This window comes from Agreia sp. Leaf244 (assembly GCF_001422695.1).
Classification (GTDB): domain Bacteria; phylum Actinomycetota; class Actinomycetes; order Actinomycetales; family Microbacteriaceae; genus Agreia.
This window is the reverse complement of the sequence record NZ_LMLX01000004.1, coordinates 174,711-196,075: the sequence shown is the minus strand read 5'-3', so window position 1 is coordinate 196,075 and position 21,365 is coordinate 174,711. Positions and strand designations below refer to the sequence as shown.

Annotated in this window: 14 protein-coding genes; 3 read left to right on the top strand and 11 right to left on the bottom strand. The window is 67.4% G+C overall.

Translation table 11 applies throughout. The features are described 5' to 3' along the window. The first annotated feature begins 78 nt into the window (after window positions 1-78). Entirely contained in the window at window positions 79-843 is a 765-nt protein-coding gene (locus tag ASF06_RS12895; protein ID WP_055947732.1) for a glycoside hydrolase family 16 protein, read from the top strand. Here ASF06_RS12895 and ASF06_RS19565 read toward each other — a convergent pair. The 7 genes from ASF06_RS19565 to ASF06_RS12865 all read right to left on the bottom strand — a co-directional run bounded on the left by ASF06_RS19565 (window position 836) and on the right by ASF06_RS12865 (window position 14,445). Next, window positions 836-1,009, bottom strand: a complete 174-nt coding sequence (locus ASF06_RS19565; protein ID WP_157439204.1) for a hypothetical protein — start codon at window positions 1,007-1,009, stop codon at window positions 836-838. The two genes, ASF06_RS12895 and ASF06_RS19565, sit on opposite strands and share 8 nt — an antisense overlap. 75 nt (window positions 1,010-1,084) lie before the next feature. Continuing rightward, the gene (locus tag ASF06_RS12890) at window positions 1,085-4,648 is read right to left on the bottom strand and encodes an immunoglobulin-like domain-containing protein (protein WP_055947728.1); all 3,564 of its coding nucleotides are present in this window, start codon (window positions 4,646-4,648) and stop codon (window positions 1,085-1,087) included. A gap of 128 nt (window positions 4,649-4,776) precedes the next feature. Continuing rightward, window positions 4,777-9,522 carry a family 43 glycosylhydrolase gene (locus ASF06_RS12885; RefSeq protein WP_055947725.1) on the bottom strand — a complete coding sequence of 1,582 codons (4,746 nt, stop codon included), beginning with the start codon at window positions 9,520-9,522 and terminating at the stop codon, window positions 4,777-4,779. A gap of 99 nt (window positions 9,523-9,621) precedes the next feature. Then, entirely contained in the window at window positions 9,622-10,662 is a 1,041-nt protein-coding gene (locus tag ASF06_RS12880) for an ABC transporter permease subunit (RefSeq protein ID WP_082500930.1), read from the bottom strand. Continuing rightward, the gene (locus tag ASF06_RS12875) at window positions 10,659-11,738 is read right to left on the bottom strand and encodes an ABC transporter permease (RefSeq protein ID WP_055947722.1); all 1,080 of its coding nucleotides are present in this window, start codon (window positions 11,736-11,738) and stop codon (window positions 10,659-10,661) included. Before ASF06_RS12875 ends, ASF06_RS12880 begins: the two co-directional genes overlap by 4 nt. Next, on the bottom strand, window positions 11,738-13,327 hold the full coding sequence (locus tag ASF06_RS12870; RefSeq protein WP_055947718.1) for a sugar ABC transporter ATP-binding protein: 1,590 nt from the start codon (window positions 13,325-13,327) through the stop codon (window positions 11,738-11,740). The genes ASF06_RS12875 and ASF06_RS12870 overlap by 1 nt, the downstream gene beginning before the upstream one ends. Before the next feature lie 122 nt (window positions 13,328-13,449). Next, window positions 13,450-14,445 carry an ABC transporter substrate-binding protein gene (locus ASF06_RS12865; RefSeq protein WP_055947716.1) on the bottom strand — a complete coding sequence of 332 codons (996 nt, stop codon included), beginning with the start codon at window positions 14,443-14,445 and terminating at the stop codon, window positions 13,450-13,452. A 414-nt stretch (window positions 14,446-14,859) separates the two neighbouring features. Between ASF06_RS12865 and ASF06_RS12860 the strand changes: the two genes are divergently transcribed. Then, on the top strand, window positions 14,860-16,404 hold the full coding sequence (locus ASF06_RS12860) for a sugar ABC transporter ATP-binding protein (RefSeq protein ID WP_055947713.1): 1,545 nt from the start codon (window positions 14,860-14,862) through the stop codon (window positions 16,402-16,404). Window positions 16,405-16,476: 72 nt separating this feature from the next. Then, the gene (locus tag ASF06_RS12855; RefSeq protein WP_055947710.1) at window positions 16,477-17,523 is read left to right on the top strand and encodes a LacI family DNA-binding transcriptional regulator; all 1,047 of its coding nucleotides are present in this window, start codon (window positions 16,477-16,479) and stop codon (window positions 17,521-17,523) included. On the opposite strand, the gene ASF06_RS12850 is transcribed toward ASF06_RS12855, so the two are convergent. The 4 genes from ASF06_RS12850 to ASF06_RS12835 are packed head-to-tail and all read right to left on the bottom strand — an operon-like array spanning window position 17,495 to window position 21,239. Next, window positions 17,495-18,160 (bottom strand): DUF1345 domain-containing protein, encoded by a 666-nt coding sequence (locus tag ASF06_RS12850; protein WP_082500929.1) that lies wholly within the window; start codon window positions 18,158-18,160, stop codon window positions 17,495-17,497. The genes ASF06_RS12855 and ASF06_RS12850 overlap by 29 nt on opposite strands. 5 nt (window positions 18,161-18,165) lie before the next feature. Continuing rightward, window positions 18,166-18,576, bottom strand: coding sequence for a hypothetical protein (locus ASF06_RS12845; protein WP_157439203.1), 411 nt, complete (start codon window positions 18,574-18,576; stop codon window positions 18,166-18,168). Between the two features lie 42 nt (window positions 18,577-18,618). Then, the gene (locus tag ASF06_RS12840; RefSeq protein ID WP_055947704.1) at window positions 18,619-20,403 is read right to left on the bottom strand and encodes a putative bifunctional diguanylate cyclase/phosphodiesterase; all 1,785 of its coding nucleotides are present in this window, start codon (window positions 20,401-20,403) and stop codon (window positions 18,619-18,621) included. Next, a complete protein-coding gene (locus ASF06_RS12835) occupies window positions 20,400-21,239 on the bottom strand; it encodes an alpha/beta fold hydrolase (protein ID WP_235501004.1) in 840 nt (279 codons plus the stop codon). Before ASF06_RS12835 ends, ASF06_RS12840 begins: the two co-directional genes overlap by 4 nt. Window positions 21,240-21,365 lie beyond the last annotated feature (126 nt).

Here is a 21,365-nt window from a genome sequence, read left to right as displayed (position 1 = left end):
GTTACCGGCGCACCGGCAACTCCTGTCTGCAGTGGGCACTACTGTCGGGTCCTGTGCGACCACGGCCAGAATGGAGCCATGGCCACGGCGACGATCCACGACGACTTCGACGGCGGCGAGCTCGACCCCACCAGCTGGGTCGACCACTACCTGCCGCAGTGGACGACCCCGGAGCGATCGGCCGCGCGCTACGACTGGCCGAGCGACGGCATCCGGCTGCGCATCGACGCGGATCAGCCCGGGTGGCGTGAGGCCGACGGGCCGATGCGGGTCAGCAACCTGCAGACGGGAACGTTCTCGGGCCCCGCCGACAGCACCCGCGGAACCCACCGGCACCGGCTCGACGGCCTCCGAGTGGTGACACCGCAGCCCACGCGCAGACTGTGGACCCCGACCGCGGGCGAGGTCACCGTGCGGGTGAGTGCGTCAGCCGACCCCACCGTGATGGTGGGCATCTGGCTGGTCGGTTTCGAGGCGTCCGGCCCGGAGGACTCGGGCGAGCTGTGCATCGCCGAATTGTTCGGCGACAAGGTGGGGGCCTCGACGAGCATCGTTCGCGTCGGCATCAAGGCACATCACGACCCCCGGCTGGTCGACGAGATCCGCGACATCCCGCTCGCCATCGACGCAACACAGCCGCACAGCTACGGCGTGAGATGGTCGAGCGATGTCACCGAGTTCTCGGTCGACGGAGTCGTCGTGATGACCAGTGGCCAGAGGGTGAGCTACGAGCAGCAGCTCATGATCGATCTGTTCGAGTTCCCGAGCAGCTCCGTGCGCGCTCCCGCGAACTACCCCAAGTCCGCGCGCATCCACTCCGTGCGGGCGACCTCCGCTACGTGACCGGCACGGAGCGAGGCGCCCGGCCGGCCTCCGCGCAGTCGCGGCACCACCATCCGGTGAAGCGCTCGAGCATAACCAGTTCCTGCGGTTCACCACAGGTGGGGCAGGGCGGGCTGGCTTCGACGCCGTCGGCATGCTCGGCTGCGCGCGGCGCGGTGTCATCCATGTCAGGAGTCTAGACAGCAGGTTCCTCTACGGACAGGGGTACCGGCGCACCGGTACCTCCTGTCCGTAGTCGGGACTACTGCGCGCGGCGGCGGCGCAGCACGAACAACGCTCCGCCCGCGAGCAGCAGCGCGAGCGCTCCGAGCCCTGTGAAGAGGGCGCCCGAACCAGTGAGCGCGAGCGGGCCGCCGCCGGAGCCTGCTCCTGCTCCAGTGCCAGGAGTGCCAGCGCCAGGGCTACCGGCACCGGGTGCCGCCGGCGCCGCCCCGACGGTGAGCGCTTCCTCCGCGAGCGCCCCCGACTCCGCTCCGGCCGCACGCACGGTGTGCTCTCCGGCCGGCGTCGAGACCGGGATGCGCACGGTCGCCGTGAAGCGCCCGTTCTCATCGGCATCGACGGTTGCCAGCAGAACCGGTTCGGAAAACAGCGTCAGGTCGACCCGCTCTGCACTGCCGAAGCCGCGACCCGTCACGGTGATCGTGTTGCCCGCGACGACACTCGATGCGCTCAGGGCGATCGAGGCATCCGGGGTGCCGGGATCGACATCCTCTCCCTCGACGACGACGCGCACCTGCACCGCGGCGTTCTCGGGGGCGAGCTCCTCGTCGGCCGTCATCGCGAACACGGGCAGGCCTTCGCTGGTGAAGTGCACCAGGGCGGCCCGAGCGTGCCTGCGGGGGTCGAACAGGCCGGCATCCGTCGCCTCGCCCGGGTTCGACGAGTCGTTCACCGTGCGCGAGTGGTACACGATCACGGGGTTGCCGAACTCGTCGACGGTGAACGAGTTGTGGCCTGGGCCCACCTGGCCGGGAACGTCGGCGCTGGTCAGCAGCGGGTACGGGTTCTTGGTCCACGACGCCGGGTCGAGCAGGTCGGCGGCCGAGTCCGCGGTGAGCAGGCCCACGCAGTACTTGTCGTCGACCGACGACGCCGAGAAGGCGATCATGATCTTGCCGTCTCTCTTGATCACGGCCGGGCCCTCGTCGATGGCCTGGTCGCCGTTCTTCTCCCACGCCAGGGTGGGCGTGGAGAGGAGGAACGACGCCGAGATCAGCTGGTTCGGGTTGGCCGGGTCGGTCTCCGCCATGCGCAGCGTCGATCCGCCGGCCCCCGTCTCCGCCCAGACCACGTAGTGCCGGCCGTCGGATTCGAAGTGGGTCATGTCGAGGGAGAAGTGCGTGAACGACTCGGTGTCGCCGGGGGCCGCCTTGACCTGGCCGAGGCTCGTCCAGTTCGCGGGGTCGAGGGCGGCCGCGCCGCCGAACTCCTCACCCGTGAACTTGAGCATGGCGGGCCGGATGTCCCAGACCCCGTTCCGCGCGGCCGTGAACAGTATGTACCAGTCGTCGCCGATCTTCTCGAGCTCGGGAGCCCAGATGAAGCGGTTGAGAGTGGGATCGGTGTTCTCGTGCCAGATCGTGGTCTCGGGCGCGGTCTTCAGGCCCTGGATCGTCTCCGCCCGTCGCAACACGATCCTGTCGTAGCCGTCGGGGTCGTTTTCGCGGGTCATCGGGTACGAGCCGGTGAAGTAGTACCAGCCGTCGTCACCGAGGGTCACGTCGGGGTCTGCCCGGCGCTCGACGAGCGGGTCGGGGAACGTCGGCCGCGTCACCGTTCCGTCGACCGTGTAGGTGCCCGGCTCGGCGGAGTCGAGGGCTGCGAGGTCGTCGACATCCCATTCGACGGGCATCGACGAGGTGTCACCGCTCGAGTACTCGACCGTCGCGGTCTCGGGCAGCACGGGTGCGTCGCCCTCGTCGACGGTCACGTCGTCGAACGACTGCACGCCCGTGTTCACCACGCGGCTGAATTTCTCGACGATGCGTGAGTACTCGGCCTCCGTCACGCCGAGGCTGGATGCGCCCGATGCGCCGGCCGGAAAATCGCCGGCCTCCGCAGGCGCGGCGTCGCCACCGGCCACCGGCGCGCTGAAGCTCGCGAAGTCGGGCGTCGTCACCTCGAAGCGGGCTCCACCCTGGCCGGTGTAGGCCAAGCGATAGGCGCCGATTCCGTTGTCGTACCGGGCGGAGACCGCGGTCGCGGTCACGCCGTCGGGTACGAACGACACGAGTCGCTCATTCGTGAACGAGGTGAGGTCGGCCGAGTCGTAGACGTACAGCCTCGAGCCCGAACCGTTCTCGATCGAGGCGAGACGGAAGGTTCCATCGGGTGCGCGCAGCGCGACGGGAGGCCCGAACTTCGCCGAACCGAGAGACGGGTAGAGCACTCCGCGCCCGTTGTTCAGGGCCTCGAAGTCACCACCGGCAGACGGCGACGACGACGCGGCGAGGTGCAGCACATCGGTGCGCGTGGTGTCGCCGTCGACGATGTACGAGCCGATCCGGCCGGCGTCCGCGGCCAGCACGGTGACGGCGAAGTCGCGGGTCGCGGTCTGGCCGTCGAGACTGAACGTCGCCGTGAGGGTGACCAGCTTCTCGGCGGCCGGCCGGGTGACCGAGCCGTCGTTCGCGATCGTGCCCGCATCCGATGAGGCCCAGGCCACGGTCACGTCGCCTATCGCCGTGCGCAGCACGAGGTCGTCGGTGACGTGGCTGATCGCGAGGTCGTAGCCGTCGACGGCCACCTGCAGGTTGTTCTGCGGGGTGTCGGCGAGCACGGTGAGATCGAAGGTGCGCGTGGTGGTGCGGCCGGCCAGCTCGAGCGTGGCCGTGAGGGTGACCGGCACGTCGCCGCCCGTGGTGGGCCGGGTCACGGTGCCGTCGTTCGCGATCACGTCCGGGCGATCGGATGCCCAGGTCACGGTCGATCCGTTGGCTCCCGTCGCGACGAGGTCGCGGTCGGTGGTGACGGCTCCCGAGCCGGGCGCGAGCGCGTCGGCATCGGCCTCGAGCGCGGCCTGCACGGTCGCATCGTCGGCCCAGGAGTAGTACTCGCCCGCGATCTCCGCGTCGCCGAGTGCCGACGTCCATACCTTCACGTCGCGTACGCCGCCCTTATAGAGCTCGTCGGCATACGACGACTTGCCGATGTACGACACGAGGTTCGAGCCGAACTGGCTGACCGTTCGACTGGTGGGCACCGAGCCGATCTTCTTGCCGTCGAAGTAGCCGGTGATGCGCGTGGGCTCGATGACCGTGGTGTAGAGGCCCCAGGCGCTGGATGTCGTCGGTCCGGCGATGCCGTTGGCCGCGTTGGTGGGCGAGATGCCGACCTCGGAGGCCCAGGGGGAGCCCGAGGTGGCGCTGCCCGTGATCACCGACTTGAACAGTCCGCCCGGGTTCTTCGGGTTGAGCAGCCAGTACTGCGACGGCGGGTTGTTCGCCGATCCGAAGAACATGGCCGCGTAGTTGCCCGAGGCCTTGTCGTTGCGCAGCCACGTCGAGATCGTGAGCGTGTCACGCCCGTCGAAGAGTCCTGCGGGCAGCTCCACGTAGGCGGCGTTGCTGCCGCTCCCCCCTCCGGGGAGGGTCAGCTCGGCGCCGTCGACGGTGGCACCCGTTCCCTTGATGACGCCGTCGTTTCCGTTCGGCGACGCGTCGGGCACGGTCGTGCCCGACACGGCGCTGAAGTCGTAGTGCACGAGCAGGTCGCCTTCGGCGGCGGATGCCTGTGGCACGGCCAGCAGGGTGCCGAAGGCCACCGCGAACGCGGTCACCAGGGCGATTCGGGATTTCAGCATGAACTCACTCCGATGTGGGTTGTCGATGGTTGCGGTGATCGGTGCGTTCCCTGAGCCTGTCGAAGGGTGGCCTCAGCCTTTCGACAAGCTCAGCCCTTCGACAAGCTCAGGGAACGCGGGTGGTCGGGTTAGGAGACGGACCGGCGGCGACGCATGACCAGCAGCAGGCCCGCGGCGAGCAGTAGCGCCCCGGCCGCGATCGACCAGCCGACGGCGAGTCCGGTGTTGGCGAGCGGTGAGGTCTGTGACCCGGTGCCTGAGCCTGCCCCCGCCCCCGAGCCGCCCGTCGATGCGGCCGCCTTCACGGTCACCGCGACCTCGGCCACGTCGTCGGAATCGGCGCTGCCCGCCCGAAGGGTGTGGGCGCCGGCCGTCACGGAGGCCGGCACGGTCAGCGTCACGGTGAAGGCACCCGCGGAGTCCGTCTGCACGGTTCCGAGCGCCGTCGGCGTCGAGAACAGCGTGAAGTCGATCCGTTCGTCTGCTCCGAAGCCGCTTCCGCGAACCGTGACAGGCTGGCCCGCGGTCAGCGTGGTCGTCTCGAGCAGCAGTTGAGGCGAGCCCGGGTCGACCGGGCCCCCGCCGGCGGCGAGCACCGGTCCGACCGACGCGACGGCCGAGGCGGGATCCCAGAGCGGCTTCTCAGCCGTCACCGACGCGCCGATCGTGGCACCGACATCCGATGCCGTGAGCAGGTAGCTCGCCGCCGTCGCGCCGTCGATGTCCTCGCCGTCTCGAGTCCACTGCACGGAGGTCGCCACCCAGGGCTCGGGCACCAATGCGGTCAGGGTCTCGTTCTCGCGAGCGGTTCCCGTGATCTCGACCGTCAGCGGTTGGGGATCGACGATGGTCTGGGGCTCGACGCTGGTGAGGGTCGGCGTCACCGTGTTGATGAGGCCGGTCTCCGCGTCGAAGGTCAGCTTGTCGATCGTCGTCTCGCGGTGCTGGCCGTCGCCGCCCGGCATCGCGAAGCGGTGGTAGACGATGTACCAGTCGTCGGTTCCCGGCACGTTCAGGATCGAGCTGTGCCCGGTGGCGAGGATGCCCTGCGACGGGTCCTTCTGCAGGATGACCCCGCGGTAGGTCCACGGTCCGTCGATGCTGGTCGCTGTCGCATAGCCGACGCGGTAGTTCTCGCTTCCGGTGTCGTCGATCGAATAGGTGAGGTGGTACAGACCGTCGCGGTAGTTCACGAACGAGCCCTCGCGGAAGTCGGTCAGACCGTCGATGCGCTTCAGCGTCTCCTGCTTGATCGACAGCATGTCGTCGCTGAGCTCGGCGTAGACCGGCGAACCGTTGCCCCAGAACAGGTAGTTCTTGCCGGTGGCCGGATCGGTGAAGGTGGCCGGGTCGATCGCCTGGCCGGATGTGACGGCCTCGTTGTTGAAGATCATCGCCTCGGGCTGCGCCACGAACGGCCCCTCAGGGCTGTCCGCGACCGCGACGCCGATCGTCTTGCGGTCGAGGGAGGCGTTGTGACCGCTGAAGTAGAAGTAGAACTTTCCGTCCTTCTCCGCGATCGTCGGAGCCCACGCGTTGCCGGTTGCCCACGGAACATTTCCGTTCGCGCCGTCGAGGGTCAGGATGGGCTCTGCAGAGCGCTCCCAGTCGACGAGGTTCTTCGACGACCAGACGTAGAACTCCTTGCCGCCCCAGCCGGGGTAGCCGTCGGAGGTGGCGTAGACGTAGTAGCTGTCACCGTAGGCCACGACGTTCGGGTCGGCGTAGAGCCCCGGGATGCTCGGGCTGCCCATCTCGACGGCCTTCAGGGTCCAGGTCGTCGCCGCTCCCCCGCCGTTCGGCGTGAGGGTCACCGTAAGCGGGGTGCTGAGGTCGCTGGTGGTTCCGGATGCCGGGCTCGCGACGACTCCGGCCGCGGTCGTGAAGACCGGCGTCAGCGCCGTCAGGTCTGTGCCCGGCTTCACCGGGAACGTGACCTCGTGCGTGGTGTTGTTCACGATGGGCGCGATCTTCAGGGCGTCGGCCTCCGCGAGAGTGACCCCCGCGAGCGCTCCGACGTTGCCGGACTGCTCGAGAACCTCGTCGGCCGAGAGCGCGCGGTCATAGATCGCGAACTCACGGTACTTGCCGCGGAATTTGTTGTCGGCGTCGTAGTTCGAGCGGCCGAGGTAGTTCGCGGTGGTGATGCCGCCGCCGATGTCTCCCGGATCCGTCGTGACCGTCGCCGTGCCCACGGCGACGCCGTCGAGGTAGATCGTGGCGGTGTCGCCCTTCAGCGTGTAGACGAGGTGCGCCCACTGTCCGCGCGGCAGGTTGGAGCCCTGCGAGACGGTCTGCTCCGTCGTCCAGTTGCCCGTGGCGATGCTGGTGCGGTAGCCGTTGCCCGAGGTGAACAGGTAACCGTTTCCGGCTCCCGAGATCGTGTTGCCCAGGCCGTAGATGAAGTAGGCGCCCGATTGCGCCGAGTCGATCCAGACATCCGCCTCGACCGTCACGTCGGTGACGCCGGCGAGCAGGTTGTCGGGCAGGTCGACGTAGTCGTCGCTGCCGTCGAAGGTCAGTGAGCCGTCCGCCCACGTCGCTCCGCCGCTGATGGTGCCGTCCTGGCCGTTGCCCGTGACGTCGCTGACCACCGAACCCGACGCATCCTCGAAGTCGTAGCGCAGGATCTCGCCGTCCTCGTTGACCGGGGCAGGCGTCGGTCCGCTGCCGAGGCTCTCGAGCTCGGCCGCGGTGATCGGAATGACCGTGCCGTGGCGCGGGCTGGCCGGCAGGTCGTAGTTCGGCGCCACCTCCCAGTCGGGGTTCGCGATGTCGTCGGTCTCGAGGGGGATGTAGCCGCGTCCGCCGTACTCGTCGACGAAGAGATAGAACTTCTCGCCGTTGATGTCGCCAGGGTTGGCCTTGAATGCCGTCGGCCCCTCGACCGCGCTGGTGCCCGCCTTCTGTCCGATGCAGCTGTCGACCATGCTCCACGACTCGAGGGTCGCGCGCAGCTCGGTCGACTTCTCCTGGATGATGTCGGCGCAGCCGGTGCCGCCCGCGCCCTCGTCCTTCGTGAAGCGGTAGTAGGTGCCGTCCTCTTTCAGAACGGTCGAGTCGATGCGCGACACGCCCTGGTCCTGCCAGACCTGCGCCGGCGTGAACGTCACGAAGTCGCGCGTCGTGGCGTACATCATGCGGTGGTACGAGTTGCCCGTGTGACCGGGGTCGTCATCGCCGTAGAGAGCCGATGCCCAGAACACCACGTACGACCCGATCGTGTCGTCGTAGTACGCCTCCGGCGCCCAGGTCATGCCCGCGTTCTCGGGTGCGACCTTGATGTGGCGCTGCGGTGACCAGGTCTTCAGGTCGTGCGATTCCCACACCTCGAGGTACTTGCTTCCCGTGCGCACGGAGTCGCCCCACGAGGTTCCGCTTCCGATCGAGAGGTCTGTGGCGATCAGGTAGAAGGTGTCGCCCTCGGGAGAGCGGATGAGGAACGGGTCGCGCAGACCCTTGGTGCCCTGGCTCGAGGTGAGCACCGGCTGTCCGCCGTTGAGCTCGCGCCAGTCGAGCGCGTTGTTGCCCTCGCTGGCCGCGAAGAAGATGTTCTCGCCGGCGAGGGAGTTGCCGGTGAAGTAGGCGAAGGCGTAGCCCTCGTACTCGGCTGCCGGGGCGGCTGCGCGCACCTGCGCCGTGAACTCGCGGCTCGCGGTCGCGGCGCCCTTCGTGAGGGTCGCCGTGAGCACGACGGTCGTGTCGGAGGCCTGGCGCAGCACGACTCCGTCGTTCGAGACGACGGCCGGGTTCGACGACGACCAGGCCGTCGCGACGCCGTTGGATGCCGTGGGCAGCGTCAGGTTGCCGCGCACGTCGTCGAGGCCGGCGATCTCGAGAGCCGCAGCGGCGGCATCCACATCGGCCTGGTCGGAGGGCAGCGGCGCGACCGTCGCCGAGAAAGTTCGGATCTCGGTCGCGGCGCCGCGCGTGATGGTGGCGATGAGGCTCACGGCGGCGGGGCTCTCACCCGCAGCGGGCCGCGTGACGACGCCCGTGGTCGAGATCACGGCGGGCGAATCGGATGCCCAGGCGATCGTCGATCCGTTGACTCCCGTCGTCGGCAGGGTCAGGTTGCTCGTGACGGCGCTCAGGTCGCCGAGATCGAGCGCGTCGGCGTCACGAAGAGCGCGATCGGCGTCGGCGGGCTGGAGAGCGGCCACCTCGGTCGCACCGAGTGCAGTGCTGTAGATGCGGAAGTCGCGCACGCTGCCGGCGAGGTAGCGGTCGCTCGCGTAGTTCGAGCGGCCGATGTAGTTGGCGTTCATCACACCGTTACCGAGGTCCTTCGGCTTGACCGTGACGTCGGTCTTCACCGCGACCTCTGCGCCGTCGAGATAGAGCCGTGCCGTGTCGGTGGCGTCGTCGAGCGTGTAGGTGAGGGTCTTCCAGGTGCCGCGCTCCAGGTTGGCATTGGAGTTGACGACCTGCTCGCCGCTCCAGTTGCCCGTCGTGATGCCGGCGCGATAGGCGTTGCCGGTCACGAACAGGTATCCGGTGCCCGTGTTGCTGTTCGCTGGGTTGCCCAGGCCGAAGACGAAGTACGGCGAGGCCTGTTCGGGACGCACGAGGACCTGCGTGCTGACGGTGATCGAGTCGAGGCCGGCCAGCACGTTGCCCGGAAGTGCGACGTGGTCGTCGACTCCATCGAGCACAAGACCGGCGCTGCCGGCGTGTGTCGCTCCGCCCACGACGGTTCCGTCGAGGCCGTTGCCCGAGGAGTCGACGGCGACGGTGCCATCTGCCTCGTCGAGTGCGTACGAGAGCACAAGGCTGTCATCGGCGGCGAGCGCGGGGGTGGCGCTGAGCAGGGGGACGGCGAGGGCGAAGGCCGTTGCGGCCACCAGCGATCTCGTGAGCAGGGGTCGTTTCATGGCGCGAAAACTCCAGGGTCGGCTTCATTGACGGGTGGAAGTGTGATGCGGTGTTGCGTCGATCGAGTAGCCCGCGAGGAACGAGCGGGCGTATCGAGATCAGGTCTTGCGTTTGCGCGAGACGACGAGCCTCTGCAGCAGCACGAACACGAGCAGGATCGCGCCCGTGATGATGGTGGTGGCCTCGGGCGGGATGCTGCCGTCGCGGGTGATCAGCACGTTCATCAGGCCGAGCACGAGGGCACCGATGACCGAGCCGAGTACGAAGCCGGCGCCACCCGTGAGAAGGGTTCCTCCGATGATGACCGCGGCGATCGCATCGAGCTCCCAGCCGACGCCCGTGATGTTCTGGGCGATGCCGAGCTTCGACGTGTAGACCACGGCGGCGAGACCGGCGAGGGTGCCGCTGATGATGTAGATCGCGAGCTTGGTGCGCACGACCGGCAGGCCCATCAGCGTGGCCGACTGCTCGGAGCCGCCGATCGCGTAGACGGTGCGGCCGAAGCGCGTCTTGTGCAGCACGTAGAAGGCCACGATCACGACGACCGCTGCGATGATCACGTTCGGCGTGGTGACGAGGTCGTTGATCTTCGGACCGTCGACCACCTTGATCTCTGTCGACAGGGTGCGGATGGGCGACTCGTCGGCCAGACGCTCGGGCGTGGTGCTCAGCATCGATGCGAGTCCCCGGGCCAGGAACATCATGGCGAGCGTCGCGATGAACGGTTGCACGTTGAAGTACTGGATCAGGATTCCCGAGGCGGCTCCGAAGGCGGAGCCGATCAGGATCATCAGCACGATCACGACGAACGGATTCCATCCGGCGTTCGCGAGCATCACCCCGACGAGGCTGCTGATGGCGATGATCGCGCCGACCGAGAGGTCGACTCCGCCGGTGAGGATCACGAAGGTGAGTCCGACCGCCAGGATGATCAGGTAGGCGTTGTTGATGAACAGGTTCGACAGCGTGCTGAACTGCAGGATGCGGCCGTAGGCGATCTCGCCGTAGATGATCATGCCCACGAAGATCACGATGGCAGCCAGGGTGGGCAGGGTCTCGAGGTTCGGCTTGAGGCGGCTCACGAGCGACGGGGTGTGCGGGCTCTGCGGCGCGCTCGGGCGTTCGATGACGGAGGTCATGCCGACACCGCCTCCTTTCGTGGCGTGCTGGTTCTCGCACGACGCTGGCTGAAGAGTGCGCGAACCCGCTGCGATTGCAGGAGGCAGATCGCCACGATGACGATGGCCTTGAACGCGGGGGTCGCCGACGAGGGGATGGCGAGGAACACGATGGTCTTGTCGAGCGTGGCGATCAGCAGGGCGCCGATCACGCTGCCCGTGAGCGAGAACTTGCCGCCGGCCAACGAGGTGCCGCCGATGACCACCGCGAGGATCGCATCCATCTCGGAGGAGAAGCCGGTCTTGGCGACCTCGACGGTCATGACGCTGGCGGTGCTGAAGATTCCCGCGACGCCGGCGAGCACGGCGCTCAGGATGTAGACGAAGATCAGCAGGCCGACCGGTCGGATGCCGGCCATGCGCGCCGCCTTGGGGTTGATGCCGATCGATTCGATCATGAGGCCGAGCGCGCTGCGGCGCACCAGCAGGGCCACGAGGGCCACGATCACCGCTCCGATCACGAAGACGACGGGAAAGCCGAGGACGGTGCCGTTGGCGATCCAGCGGAAGAATTCGTTGCTGGCCGAGGTGTTCTGGCCGGAGGTGATGACCTTGGCCAGTCCTCGACCGGCCAGCATCATGATCAGCGTGGTGATGAACGGCTGCAGCCCGACGATCGAGACGAGCAGTCCGTTGATCAGGCCGAGGAACGCGCTGATGCCGAGGGCGAGCGCGATGGCCATCAGCGCGGAGCCGAGCGATCCGTCGCCGGCATCGTGCATGAACTCCATCGACACGGCGCCGGAGACGGCCATGACCGAACCGACAGAGAGGTCGATGCCGCGCGTGGCGATCACCAGGGTCATGCCCACCGCGATCATCATGATCGGCGCACTGGCGCGCAGGATGTCGATGAGGTTGCCCGAGAGGTCTCCGGTGACGGCGTTCACCGAGATGCCGAGGTAGGTCGGGTCCTTGATGAGGTTGATGATGAGCAGCAGCACCAGGGCCGCGATGGCCCAGATGTAGGGCTGCTTGACGCTGGTCTTGAGGAACGAGGCTGCGCCCGACGAGGTGTTCGACGAGGTGTTCGACATCAGTTGGTGCTCCCCTCGGCGGCGAGGGCGGCGGGCTCGGGCTCGAAGGCCTCGACGCCCTGCACCTCTGCGCCATCCGATGCGATCAGCTCGACGATCGTGTCGGCGGTGATGTCTGGACCGTTGATGATCTCTCCGATCTTGCGGTGGTCTTTCAGAACCACGATTCTTTCGCTGAGTCGAACGACCTCTTCGAGTTCCGACGAGATGAAGACGACCGACATGCCGTCTTCGGCGAGTGTCGCGATGGCCTCCTGGATCTCTGCCTTCGCGCCGATGTCGATGCCGCGGGTCGGCTCGTCGAGGATGAGCAGTTCGGGCTTCGTGGCCAGCCAGCGCCCGAGCAGCACCTTCTGCTGGTTGCCGCCGGACAGGTTCTTGATGGGACGCTCCGGGTCGCTCGGGCGCACGTTGAGCTCGACGAGGTACTTGTCGCACAGCTCCTTCTGCTCGCGCTTCGAGAGCGGGCGGGCCCAGCCGCGGCGGGCCTGAACGGCCAGGATGAGGTTCTCGCGCACGGTGAGGTCGCCGACGATGCCTTCGTCGCGACGGTTCTCGGTGGAGAACGCGATCTTGGTGGCGAGCCCGGTCACGGGGCTGTGCACCTCGGTGCTCTTGCCTCCGATGGTCACCTCGCCCGTATCGGGGCGGTCGGCGCCGTACATCAGACGGCCGAGTTCGGTGCGGCCGGAGCCGAGCAGTCCGGCGAGGCCGACGACCTCGCCCGGGTACACGGCGATGTCGACGGGTTCGATCGAACCCTTTCGGCCGAGATCAGTGGCGCTGTAGAAGGGCTGCTCGCCGCTTTCCCGCGCATCCCGCCGCCTGTTCGAGCCCAGCGATGCGAGGGTCTCGAAGTCCTTGCCGATCATCAGCGAGATCAGCTGGCTGCGGCCCAGGTCGCGGGTGAGGTGCTCCCCCACGAACTCGCCGTTGCGCAGCACGGTGAGGCGATCGCTGATCGCGTAGACCTGGTCGAGGAAGTGGGAGACGAAGAGGATGGCGACGCCCTGGTCGCGCAGGCGACGCATCACCGTGAAGAGGCCTTCGACCTCGTTGGCGTCGAGGCTCGAGGTGGGCTCGTCGAGGATGAGAACCTTCGACTTGGCGACCATGGCCCGGCTGATGGCGACGAGCTGCTGCAGCGCGAGCGAGATGCTCGAGAGGGGCTGGCGCGGGTCGAGGTCGCCGAGGCCGAGACCGACGAGCGCCTCGTGAGCGGCCTCGTGGGTCTTCTTCCAGTTGATTCCGAAGGCGCCGCGGATCTCGTTGCCGAGCATCACGTTCTCGCCGACGGTGAGATTGTCGCAGAGGTTGACCTCTTGGTAGACGGTCGAGATGCCGGCGCTCTGGGCGTCTGCCGTTCCCGAGAACTGTCGGGGGCCGCCCGAGACCCGGATGCTGCCGGAGTCGATCTTGTAGACGCCGGTCAGTGCCTTGATGAGGGTCGATTTGCCCGCACCGTTCTCACCCATGAGGGTGTGCACCTCTCCCGGGTACAGCCTGAGCTGCACGTTCTGGAGGGCTTTGACGCCAGGGAACTCGATCGAGATGTCTGTCATCTCGACGATCGGCTCTGTCGCTGCCATGTCTGCCTGCTCGTTCTGCCGGGGTGCCGGCCTCGTCATTGAGTCGCGTGGATTCTCCCACGCGGGAGCCCATCCGGTTCCCCGAGCCGCGAGGCCCGAGGGAACCGGATGAGCGGGGTGAATCAGTACTGGCGGTCGGGCAGCGCGGTGGTCGCGGCCTCGGGCGAGTCGAAGGTGACGCTCGGAACGACGATGTCGGACTCGACCTTGTCGCCGGCGATGGCCTTGTTCACCACGTCGATGGCCGTGTCACCGAACAGCGGGTTGTACTCGGCCACGAAGCTGAGTCGACCTGCCGCGAGCGCCTCGAGGGCGGCCTTGGTGCCGTCGATCGTGATGATCTTCACGTCGGTGCCGGGCTTCAGGCCCGCCTCTTCGACAGCCAGGGCAGCGCCGAGACCCATCTCGTCGTTCTGTGCGAACACGAGCTGGACGTCGTTGTTGTTGGCCTTGAGGATCGTCTCGAAGACGCTCTTCGCCTCTTCGGTCGACCAGTTGGCCGACTGGCTCTCGAGCTTGGTGAGCTTCGAATCGACCGTCTCGTCCCATCCCTTGTTGCGGTCGTTCACGACCGACAGTCCGGGAGGTCCTTCGAGGACGACGTAGTTGGCTCCGTCGGGGAACTGCTCGTTCGCCCACTCGGCGGCCGAGGCGCTGATGCCCACGTTGTCGGGTGCGATGTGGCTCGTGTAGAGCTCGGGGTCGTTCGGCTCGATACCGCGGTCGAGGAGTACGACCGGGATCTCGGCCTCCTTGGCGCGTTCGAGGATGCTCTCCCAGCCGGTGGCCTCGGTGGCCGACAGCAGGATGGCGTCGACGTCTTCATCGATGAACGACGTGAACGCGGTGATCTGCGAGTTCTGGTCGCCGTTGGTGGCCGGGGCGTACTTGAGCTCGAAGCCGTTCTCCTCCGAGAACGAGTCCTGGATGTTCTTCTCGTTCGCCGTGCGCCATCCGCCCTCGGGGCCGACCGCGACGAAACCGATGGTCGTGAGGTCTCCCCCGTCGCCCGATGCTGCGTCGTCGCCGCCGCCTGCCGAGCAGGCGCCGAGGCCGAGGGCGACTGCCCCCACCAGAGCGAAGCCTGCGATGGACCTGAATCGAGGTGTCTTGAACATTGATCTCCTCCTTGAGACCCGGCGGCGACTGTCGTGCGCCTCCGGAGTGAATGTGAACCGTGGTTGATGCGTGGGCCGGGTTGTGAGGGCTAACAATTGCTTCGGCCGGGCGGTCCTGCAGGGGATCGTGTCATCTCGTCCCTGAGATCCAGCGGCAGTTGGTGAAGAGTTGTTAGCGCTCACAGTGTGCTTGGTCGAGACAATATCCGCGCTGTGAACGTCCTGTCAAGCGACGGTTGCGTCGACTCGGGTAACGAATCGGCAACGGATGCCGGGCGTCCGCGGGTGAAGGCGCGATCGCGGCCGCCGACTTGTGCGCGATAAATGTGAGCCCTAACATTCCCACAGGGAGCACGCGTCCTCGCGTGCACGAACGAGGAGGTTCCCCATGACGGCTCCTCGCGGGAGGCGACGATGACCGTGGATGCGCCCGTCATCCGCTTTACCGACGTCTCGGTCGCGTTCACTGCAACGAAAGCTCTCGACGGAGTCGACTTCCGCCTCTTCGCCGGCGAGGTCCACTCGCTCATGGGCGAGAACGGCGCCGGCAAGAGCACGTTGATCAAGGCCCTCACGGGTGTGCAGCCCATCGACGGCGGAACCATCGAGATGGACGGCCGACCGGTGTCGTTCAGCACCCCCGCGGCCGCGCAACGGGCGGGCATCAGCACGGTCTACCAGGAGGTCAATCTCCTGCCGAACCTGTCGGTGACGGAGAATGTGATGCTCGGGCGCGAGCCGCGCACGCGGTTCGGAGGCATCGACTGGCGCGAGGCACACGCGCGCACCGGAGAGCTGCTGGCGACGATGCGGCTCGATGTCGATCCCCGCTCGATGCTCGCCGACCACTCCCCCGCGATCCAGCAGCTCATCGCCATCGCGCGCGCCGTCTACGTCGAGGCGCGCGTGCTGGTGCTCGACGAACCCACGTCGAGCCTCGACAACGACGAGGTGACCGAGCTGTTCCGCATCATCGCGGGCCTCAAGGAGTCGGGCGTCGCCATTCTCTTCATCTCCCACTTCCTCGATCAGGTCTACGAGATCTCCGACAGGCTCACGGTGCTGCGCGACGGACGGCTGGTCGGCGAGTATCTCACCCACGACCTGCTGCGCATCGACCTCGTGCAGAAGATGGTCGGCCGCGACCTTCCCGCGCTGGCGAACATCCAGGAGCACACCAGCAGCAGCACGGTCGAAGAGGGCCTCTCCGGCGAGGAGCCCCTCATCAACGCCATCGGGCTCGGCCGCCGGGGGGCGATCGAGGCCTTCGACCTGCGCGTCTACGAAGGCGAGGTCGTGGGCATCGCGGGCCTCCTCGGCTCGGGGCGCACCGAGCTTGCGCGACTGCTCGCGGGCATCGACCGCGCCGACAGCGGCGAGACGCTCATCGACGGGCATGCCGAGAAGCTCGTCAACCCGCGCAGGGCGCTGAAGAACCGCATCGCGTACGCGTCCGAGAACCGGCGCACGGAGGGGATCATCGGCGAGCTGTCGGTGCGCGACAACATCGCCCTCGCCCTGCAGGCCGACATGGGCTGGTTCCGGCGCATCCCCCGCCGACGGCAGGACGACCTGGCCGCGAGCTACATCCAGGCCATGAACATCCGGCCCGCCGACCCCGACGCCCTGATGCGCACCCTGTCGGGAGGCAACCAGCAGAAGGTGCTCCTCGCCCGCTGGCTCGCGATCGCGCCGCGGCTGCTCGTGCTCGACGAGCCCACCCGCGGAATCGACGTCGGCGCGAAGGCCGAGATCCAGAGCCTCGTCTCCGACCTCGCAGACAACGGGCTCTCGGTGGTCTTCATCTCTGCAGAGCTCGAAGAGGTGCTGCGCATCAGCCACCGCATCGCCATTCTGCGCGACAAACGCAAGGTCGGCGACCTCGAGAATCACGACCTGTCGGTGGAGCGGCTGCTCACGATCATCGCGGAGAACTCGACGGATGGCGATGATGACTGATCGCGCTCTCTCGTCGACTAGTGTTCGAGGCACGACACGAGCACGGGCGCGTCGCTGGATAGGGTGGAACACGTGACGGAAGAGACGCCGCGCCAAGCGACGATCTTCGATGTGGCACGACTCGCAGGCGTATCGCACCAGACTGTTTCGCGCGTGGTCAACGACCTGCCCAACGTGCGGTCTTCTACCCGCGTGAAGGTCGAAGAGGCCATCAAGAAGCTGCGCTATGTGCCCTCGCCGGCGGCGCGAGCGCTCGTCACGAGACGGTCGCGCACCATCGGGCTCATCGCCACGGGTGGCCCCGAATTCGGCCCGTCGTCGACTGTTCTGTACTTCAACGCGGCGGCTCGCGACGCCCGCTGGTCGGTCTTCACCGCGAACATGACCGACAGCGACCCCGGCTCCATCCGGGGTGCCGTCGAGGCGTTCCTGCGCCAGAACGTCGAGGGCATCGCAGTGATCTCCGGCCACGAGGGCTCGGTCGACGTCGTGGCGGGCATGGAGCTCACCATTCCCCTGGTGGCCCTCGAGGCCACGGCCCACGCGGGGCTCGCCACCGTCGGCGCCGACCAGTACTCCGGCGCCCGCACCGCGGTCAAGCGCCTGATCGGGCTGGGCCACCGCGGTATCGCCCACCTCGCCGGTCCGGCCGACTCGGTCGACGCCCGCGAGCGCGAGCGCGGGTGGCGCGATGAGCTGGGGGCCAACGACCTGTCTGCCCGGGTGATCGGTGTCGGCGACTGGACCCCGTCATCCGGCCACCGATTCGGCGCATCGAGCGACCTCTCGGGCCTCACGGCCATCTTCGCGGCCAATGATCAGATGTCGATCGGCCTGATCCACGCGCTCAACGAACGCGGCCTCGCCGTTCCCCGGGACATGAGCGTCATCGGTTTCGATGACATTCCCGAAGCGGCATATGTCACGCCGCCCCTCACCACGGTGCGCCAGGACTTCGAACGGATCGGCCGCGACATGCTCAGCACGCTGCTGTCACGCATCGACGGCGACCGCGCCACCGAGCTCCCGCAGTCGTTGCCTGCCCTGATCGAGCGCGAGTCGACCGGGCCGGCGCCCGCCCGCAGCACGGCTAGTGCAGCAGGCTCGACACGAGATTGATCGTCGAGGCCACCACGACGACGCCGAGCAGAAATGACAGCAGCGCGTGGCGCAGCGCCTCGGCCCGCAGCACAGACGACGTGATGTTGGTGTCGGAGACCTGGAACGTCATTCCCAGGGTGAAGGCGAGATACGCGAAGTCGAGATAGCGGGGCGGCTCCTTCTGGTTGAACTCGATACCCGCGCCGCCCGCGCGGTAGTAGAAGCCCGCGTACCGCAGCGTGTAGATCGTGTGCACGAGCCACCACGATGCGGCCAGTGTCGCGAGCGCCGTGGCGATCAGCCCGAGCGTCGCGCTCGTCCCCAGCTTTCCCGCCTCGATCAGGAGAAGGGCGATCGCGCCGAAGCTGGCGATGCTGGCGAGGATCAGCAGTGTCTGCGCCATGCTCTGCGACGGATCCTCCCGGCTCGCATGAGCGGCGGTGTCGGCCGCACCGAAGCGGAGCACCGAGATCCAGACCCAGATCGTGAAGGTGCCCGCCGCGGCGATCCATCCCACGGCGGGCGCAAAGATCCACGACCCGACAACCCCCGTGGTCGTGAACACGACGACGAAGATGGCGAGCACCACGGCTGCCCGCACGCCGGCCCTATGCCAGAACCCCGAGAAGTCGCGGGAGCTGTTCAGGTCGCTCATGCCGCTCATGACGTCGGCCGAACCCGTGCGATGGCCCGGTCGGCGGCGGCCGCCGGCTCGCTCGAGACGAGGATGCGCATGCCCGGCTCCAACACGACGATCTTGTCTCCGTAGCGGGCGGCGATCGATGCCCTCTCCCAGATCAGCACGCACTCGAGCGCCAGCTGGGTGGTGATGGCCCACGGCTGCTTGTTCGCGAACAGGGTGAACGACCCCACCGAATAGCCGCCGAGCTCGGCCAGTTCGCCCTGCAGGCCAGACAGGCCCGGGATCTCGACGTCGACCCGGGGCAGCCGCGACGCCTTCTGCTTCAGGAATGTCGCGACGAACAGGCGGGCCGCGACCTCGTGGCGATCGGCGTGCAGGATGCCGCGGGGTCCGTCATAGGGCGGAACGGGGGCGTCGCTCAGGGGCATACGCATGACGCTACCGCGTGCGACGCAGAAGGGGAGCGATCGTCAGGGCTCCGACATGAAGGTCGTGAGGGCATCGCGATGCAGCGGCTTCGAGTAGAGGTACCCCTGGATGATGTCGCATCCGAGCTCGGCGAGGCGATCCAGCTGGGCACGGGTCTCGACCCCCTCGGCCACGACGCGCATACCGAGCGCATGGGCCACGTCGATGCAGCTGGTGACGATAGCCGTGTCCTCGACCGAGACGCCGAGACCCGCCACAAAGGAGCCGTCGATCTTGAGCTCGTCGACCGGAAAATCCTTGAGATAGGCGAAGCCCGCGTGGCCGGTGCCGAAATCGTCGATGGCCAGGCGCACGCCCTGTTCGTGCAGTAGCTCGAGGTTGCGATGCGCGCGCGGGCTGTCGGTGATCAGGCCCGTCTCGGTGATCTCGAGGGTGATCAGTGCCGGGTCGAGACGATTGTCGCGCACGAGCGCGCCGACCATCTCGGCCAGCCGCGGATCTCCCAGCTGCCGTGCCGACACGTTGATAGACATCGTGACGGGCGGGTCTTTCGGGTCCCTGTTCAGCCGGGAGCACTGCTCGATCGCGGTGCGGCATGCCCACGCGCCCACCTGGTTGATGAGACCGGACTTCTCGGTCGCGTCGATGAAACCCGCGGGCCCGACAACGCCGCGTTCGGGATGGTCCCACCTCAGCAACGCCTCGTAGCCGTGCAGCCTTCCCGCCGCCAGGTCGAGCTGCGGTTGGTACTCCAGACGGAACTGATCATCGACGAGGGCCGCGCGGATCTCCCCGAGGAGACGGATCTCGTCGATCGCGGCATCGTCGATCACCGAACTGAACAGCTTCCACCGATTGCGACCCGACGCCTTCGCCTCGTACATGGCCGTCGTCGCCTGTCTCATCTGGGTCTCGGCCAGTGATGCAGGATGAATGCGATCCGACGAATCGAGTCGGGCGACGGATACGCCGAGGCTCGCCGTCACGACGATGTCGAGCTCGTCGACCAGGATCGGAGCGCTGACCGATTCGAGGATCGTCTCGGCGAAGGCGACGCCCCGGGCGTGAGTTCGACCGACCACGACGAACTCGTCGTCGCCGACGCGGGCAGCGAGAAAGCCATCGGCCGACAGGGTCATCAGGCGCTCGGCAATCGCAACAAGCACCTGGTCTCCGCCGGCCCTGCCCAGGCTGCCGTTCACGACTCTGAAGTGATCGAGACCCAGCACGAAGGTCGAGTACTCGATCAGGGGAGGCAGGTCGTCGGCCAGGTCGACGATGCGCGTCAAGAGTCCGGAGCGGTTGAACAGGGAGGTGAGCGCGTCGTACTGCGCCGCCTGCTCGAGGTCGAGCTCGGCCTCGCGCCGCAGCGCATCCGCCTCTTCGGCGTGCGTGATCGCTCTGATCATGTTCTCCTCGTCGGCGGAACGTTCCCGCCTGGGCACGAACACGAAGAGGTTCTGCGAAACGGCAGACGAATCAGGGCCGGCGTCGTCGGGCGCACGACTCAGGCGGGCGGCGGACATGTGGGCGGCACGGGCCGTGCGGTCTTTTCCGAGCAGAGTGAGCGACATGTCCATCACCTCCCCCTCCAGATGAAGCAGAGGGACGATGCGTGCGGAGAACAGGATACGATCGGCCGGTGGGAGGAGGCGGGTCAAAGAGGTTCCGATCAGGTCTTCCCGAGCGAAGCCGCTCCACAGGAGAAGGCGATCGTTGACCTCGATGATCGAGTTCTCCGAGTCGGTGACCACCAGCCCGCCGGGCCCGGAGCGGAACACGAGCTCGTAGTCGATCGCGCCCCTCGCATCCGGCTGCATGGTCATCGCTCGTCGAGAAAATCGAGGATCGCGTGAGCGGTCTCGTCGGGAGCGCTCACCTGCGGAACGTGGCCCTGCGCCTGAAGCACGACGACCGAGGCGCGGGGCATCCGCGACGCCATGTAGTCGCCCACGGAGAGCGGGGCGAGCGAATCGTTGGTGCACTGCACGATGAGGGCGGGCACCTCGACGCGGGGCAGCAGCTCCCTCACGTCGGAGAGGAAGGCGACGCGGGCGAACGTTCGCATCACCCGCGGGTCGACTCGGCAGAAGTTCTGCTCGAGCTCGCCGGCGAGCTCGGGGAATTCGGGGTTCTTCATGACCACGGGCGCCATCATGGCGGACCACGCGAGGTGGTTGTCGTCGAGCGACTCGAGCAGGCCATCGATGTCCTCGCGAGAGAACCCGCCCTCGTAGCCGACGGCCTCGTCGTCGATGTACGACGGTGTCGGAGCGAGCAGAACGATGCTGCGGAAGAGCTCAGGCGACTCGATCGCGGCGGCCACGGCCACCATCGCCGCGAAGCTGTGGGCGATGACCGTCACCTCGGCGAGTTGCAGGGCCTCGCAGACCTCGATGAGGTCGTGCGTGTACTGGTCGAGCGTTCCGTAGCGCACCGCGTCGTAGTCGGCGAGCGACGAGCCGCCGGAGCCCACATGGTCGAATGCGATGACGCGAAAGCTGTGCTCGAAGAAAGGCAGCAGCCGTCTGTACATGGTCTGATCGCATCCGAAGCCATGGGCGAAGAGCAGCACGTCGCCTGCGTCCGGTCCCGTGATCCGTACATTGTTACGATCCACGATCCTGGCCACATCATCCGGGCTCATGAGCTCGTGTGCCATGGCCCCAGTCTCGCATGATCACCTCCATCCGACAGATGTCGGCCTGAGTGATGACAAATGGACCGGGTTGTGCGAAGCATCCAGAGCGTGAAGACGCGCTCCTGTCAATGGCATTGCAGGGCGCGG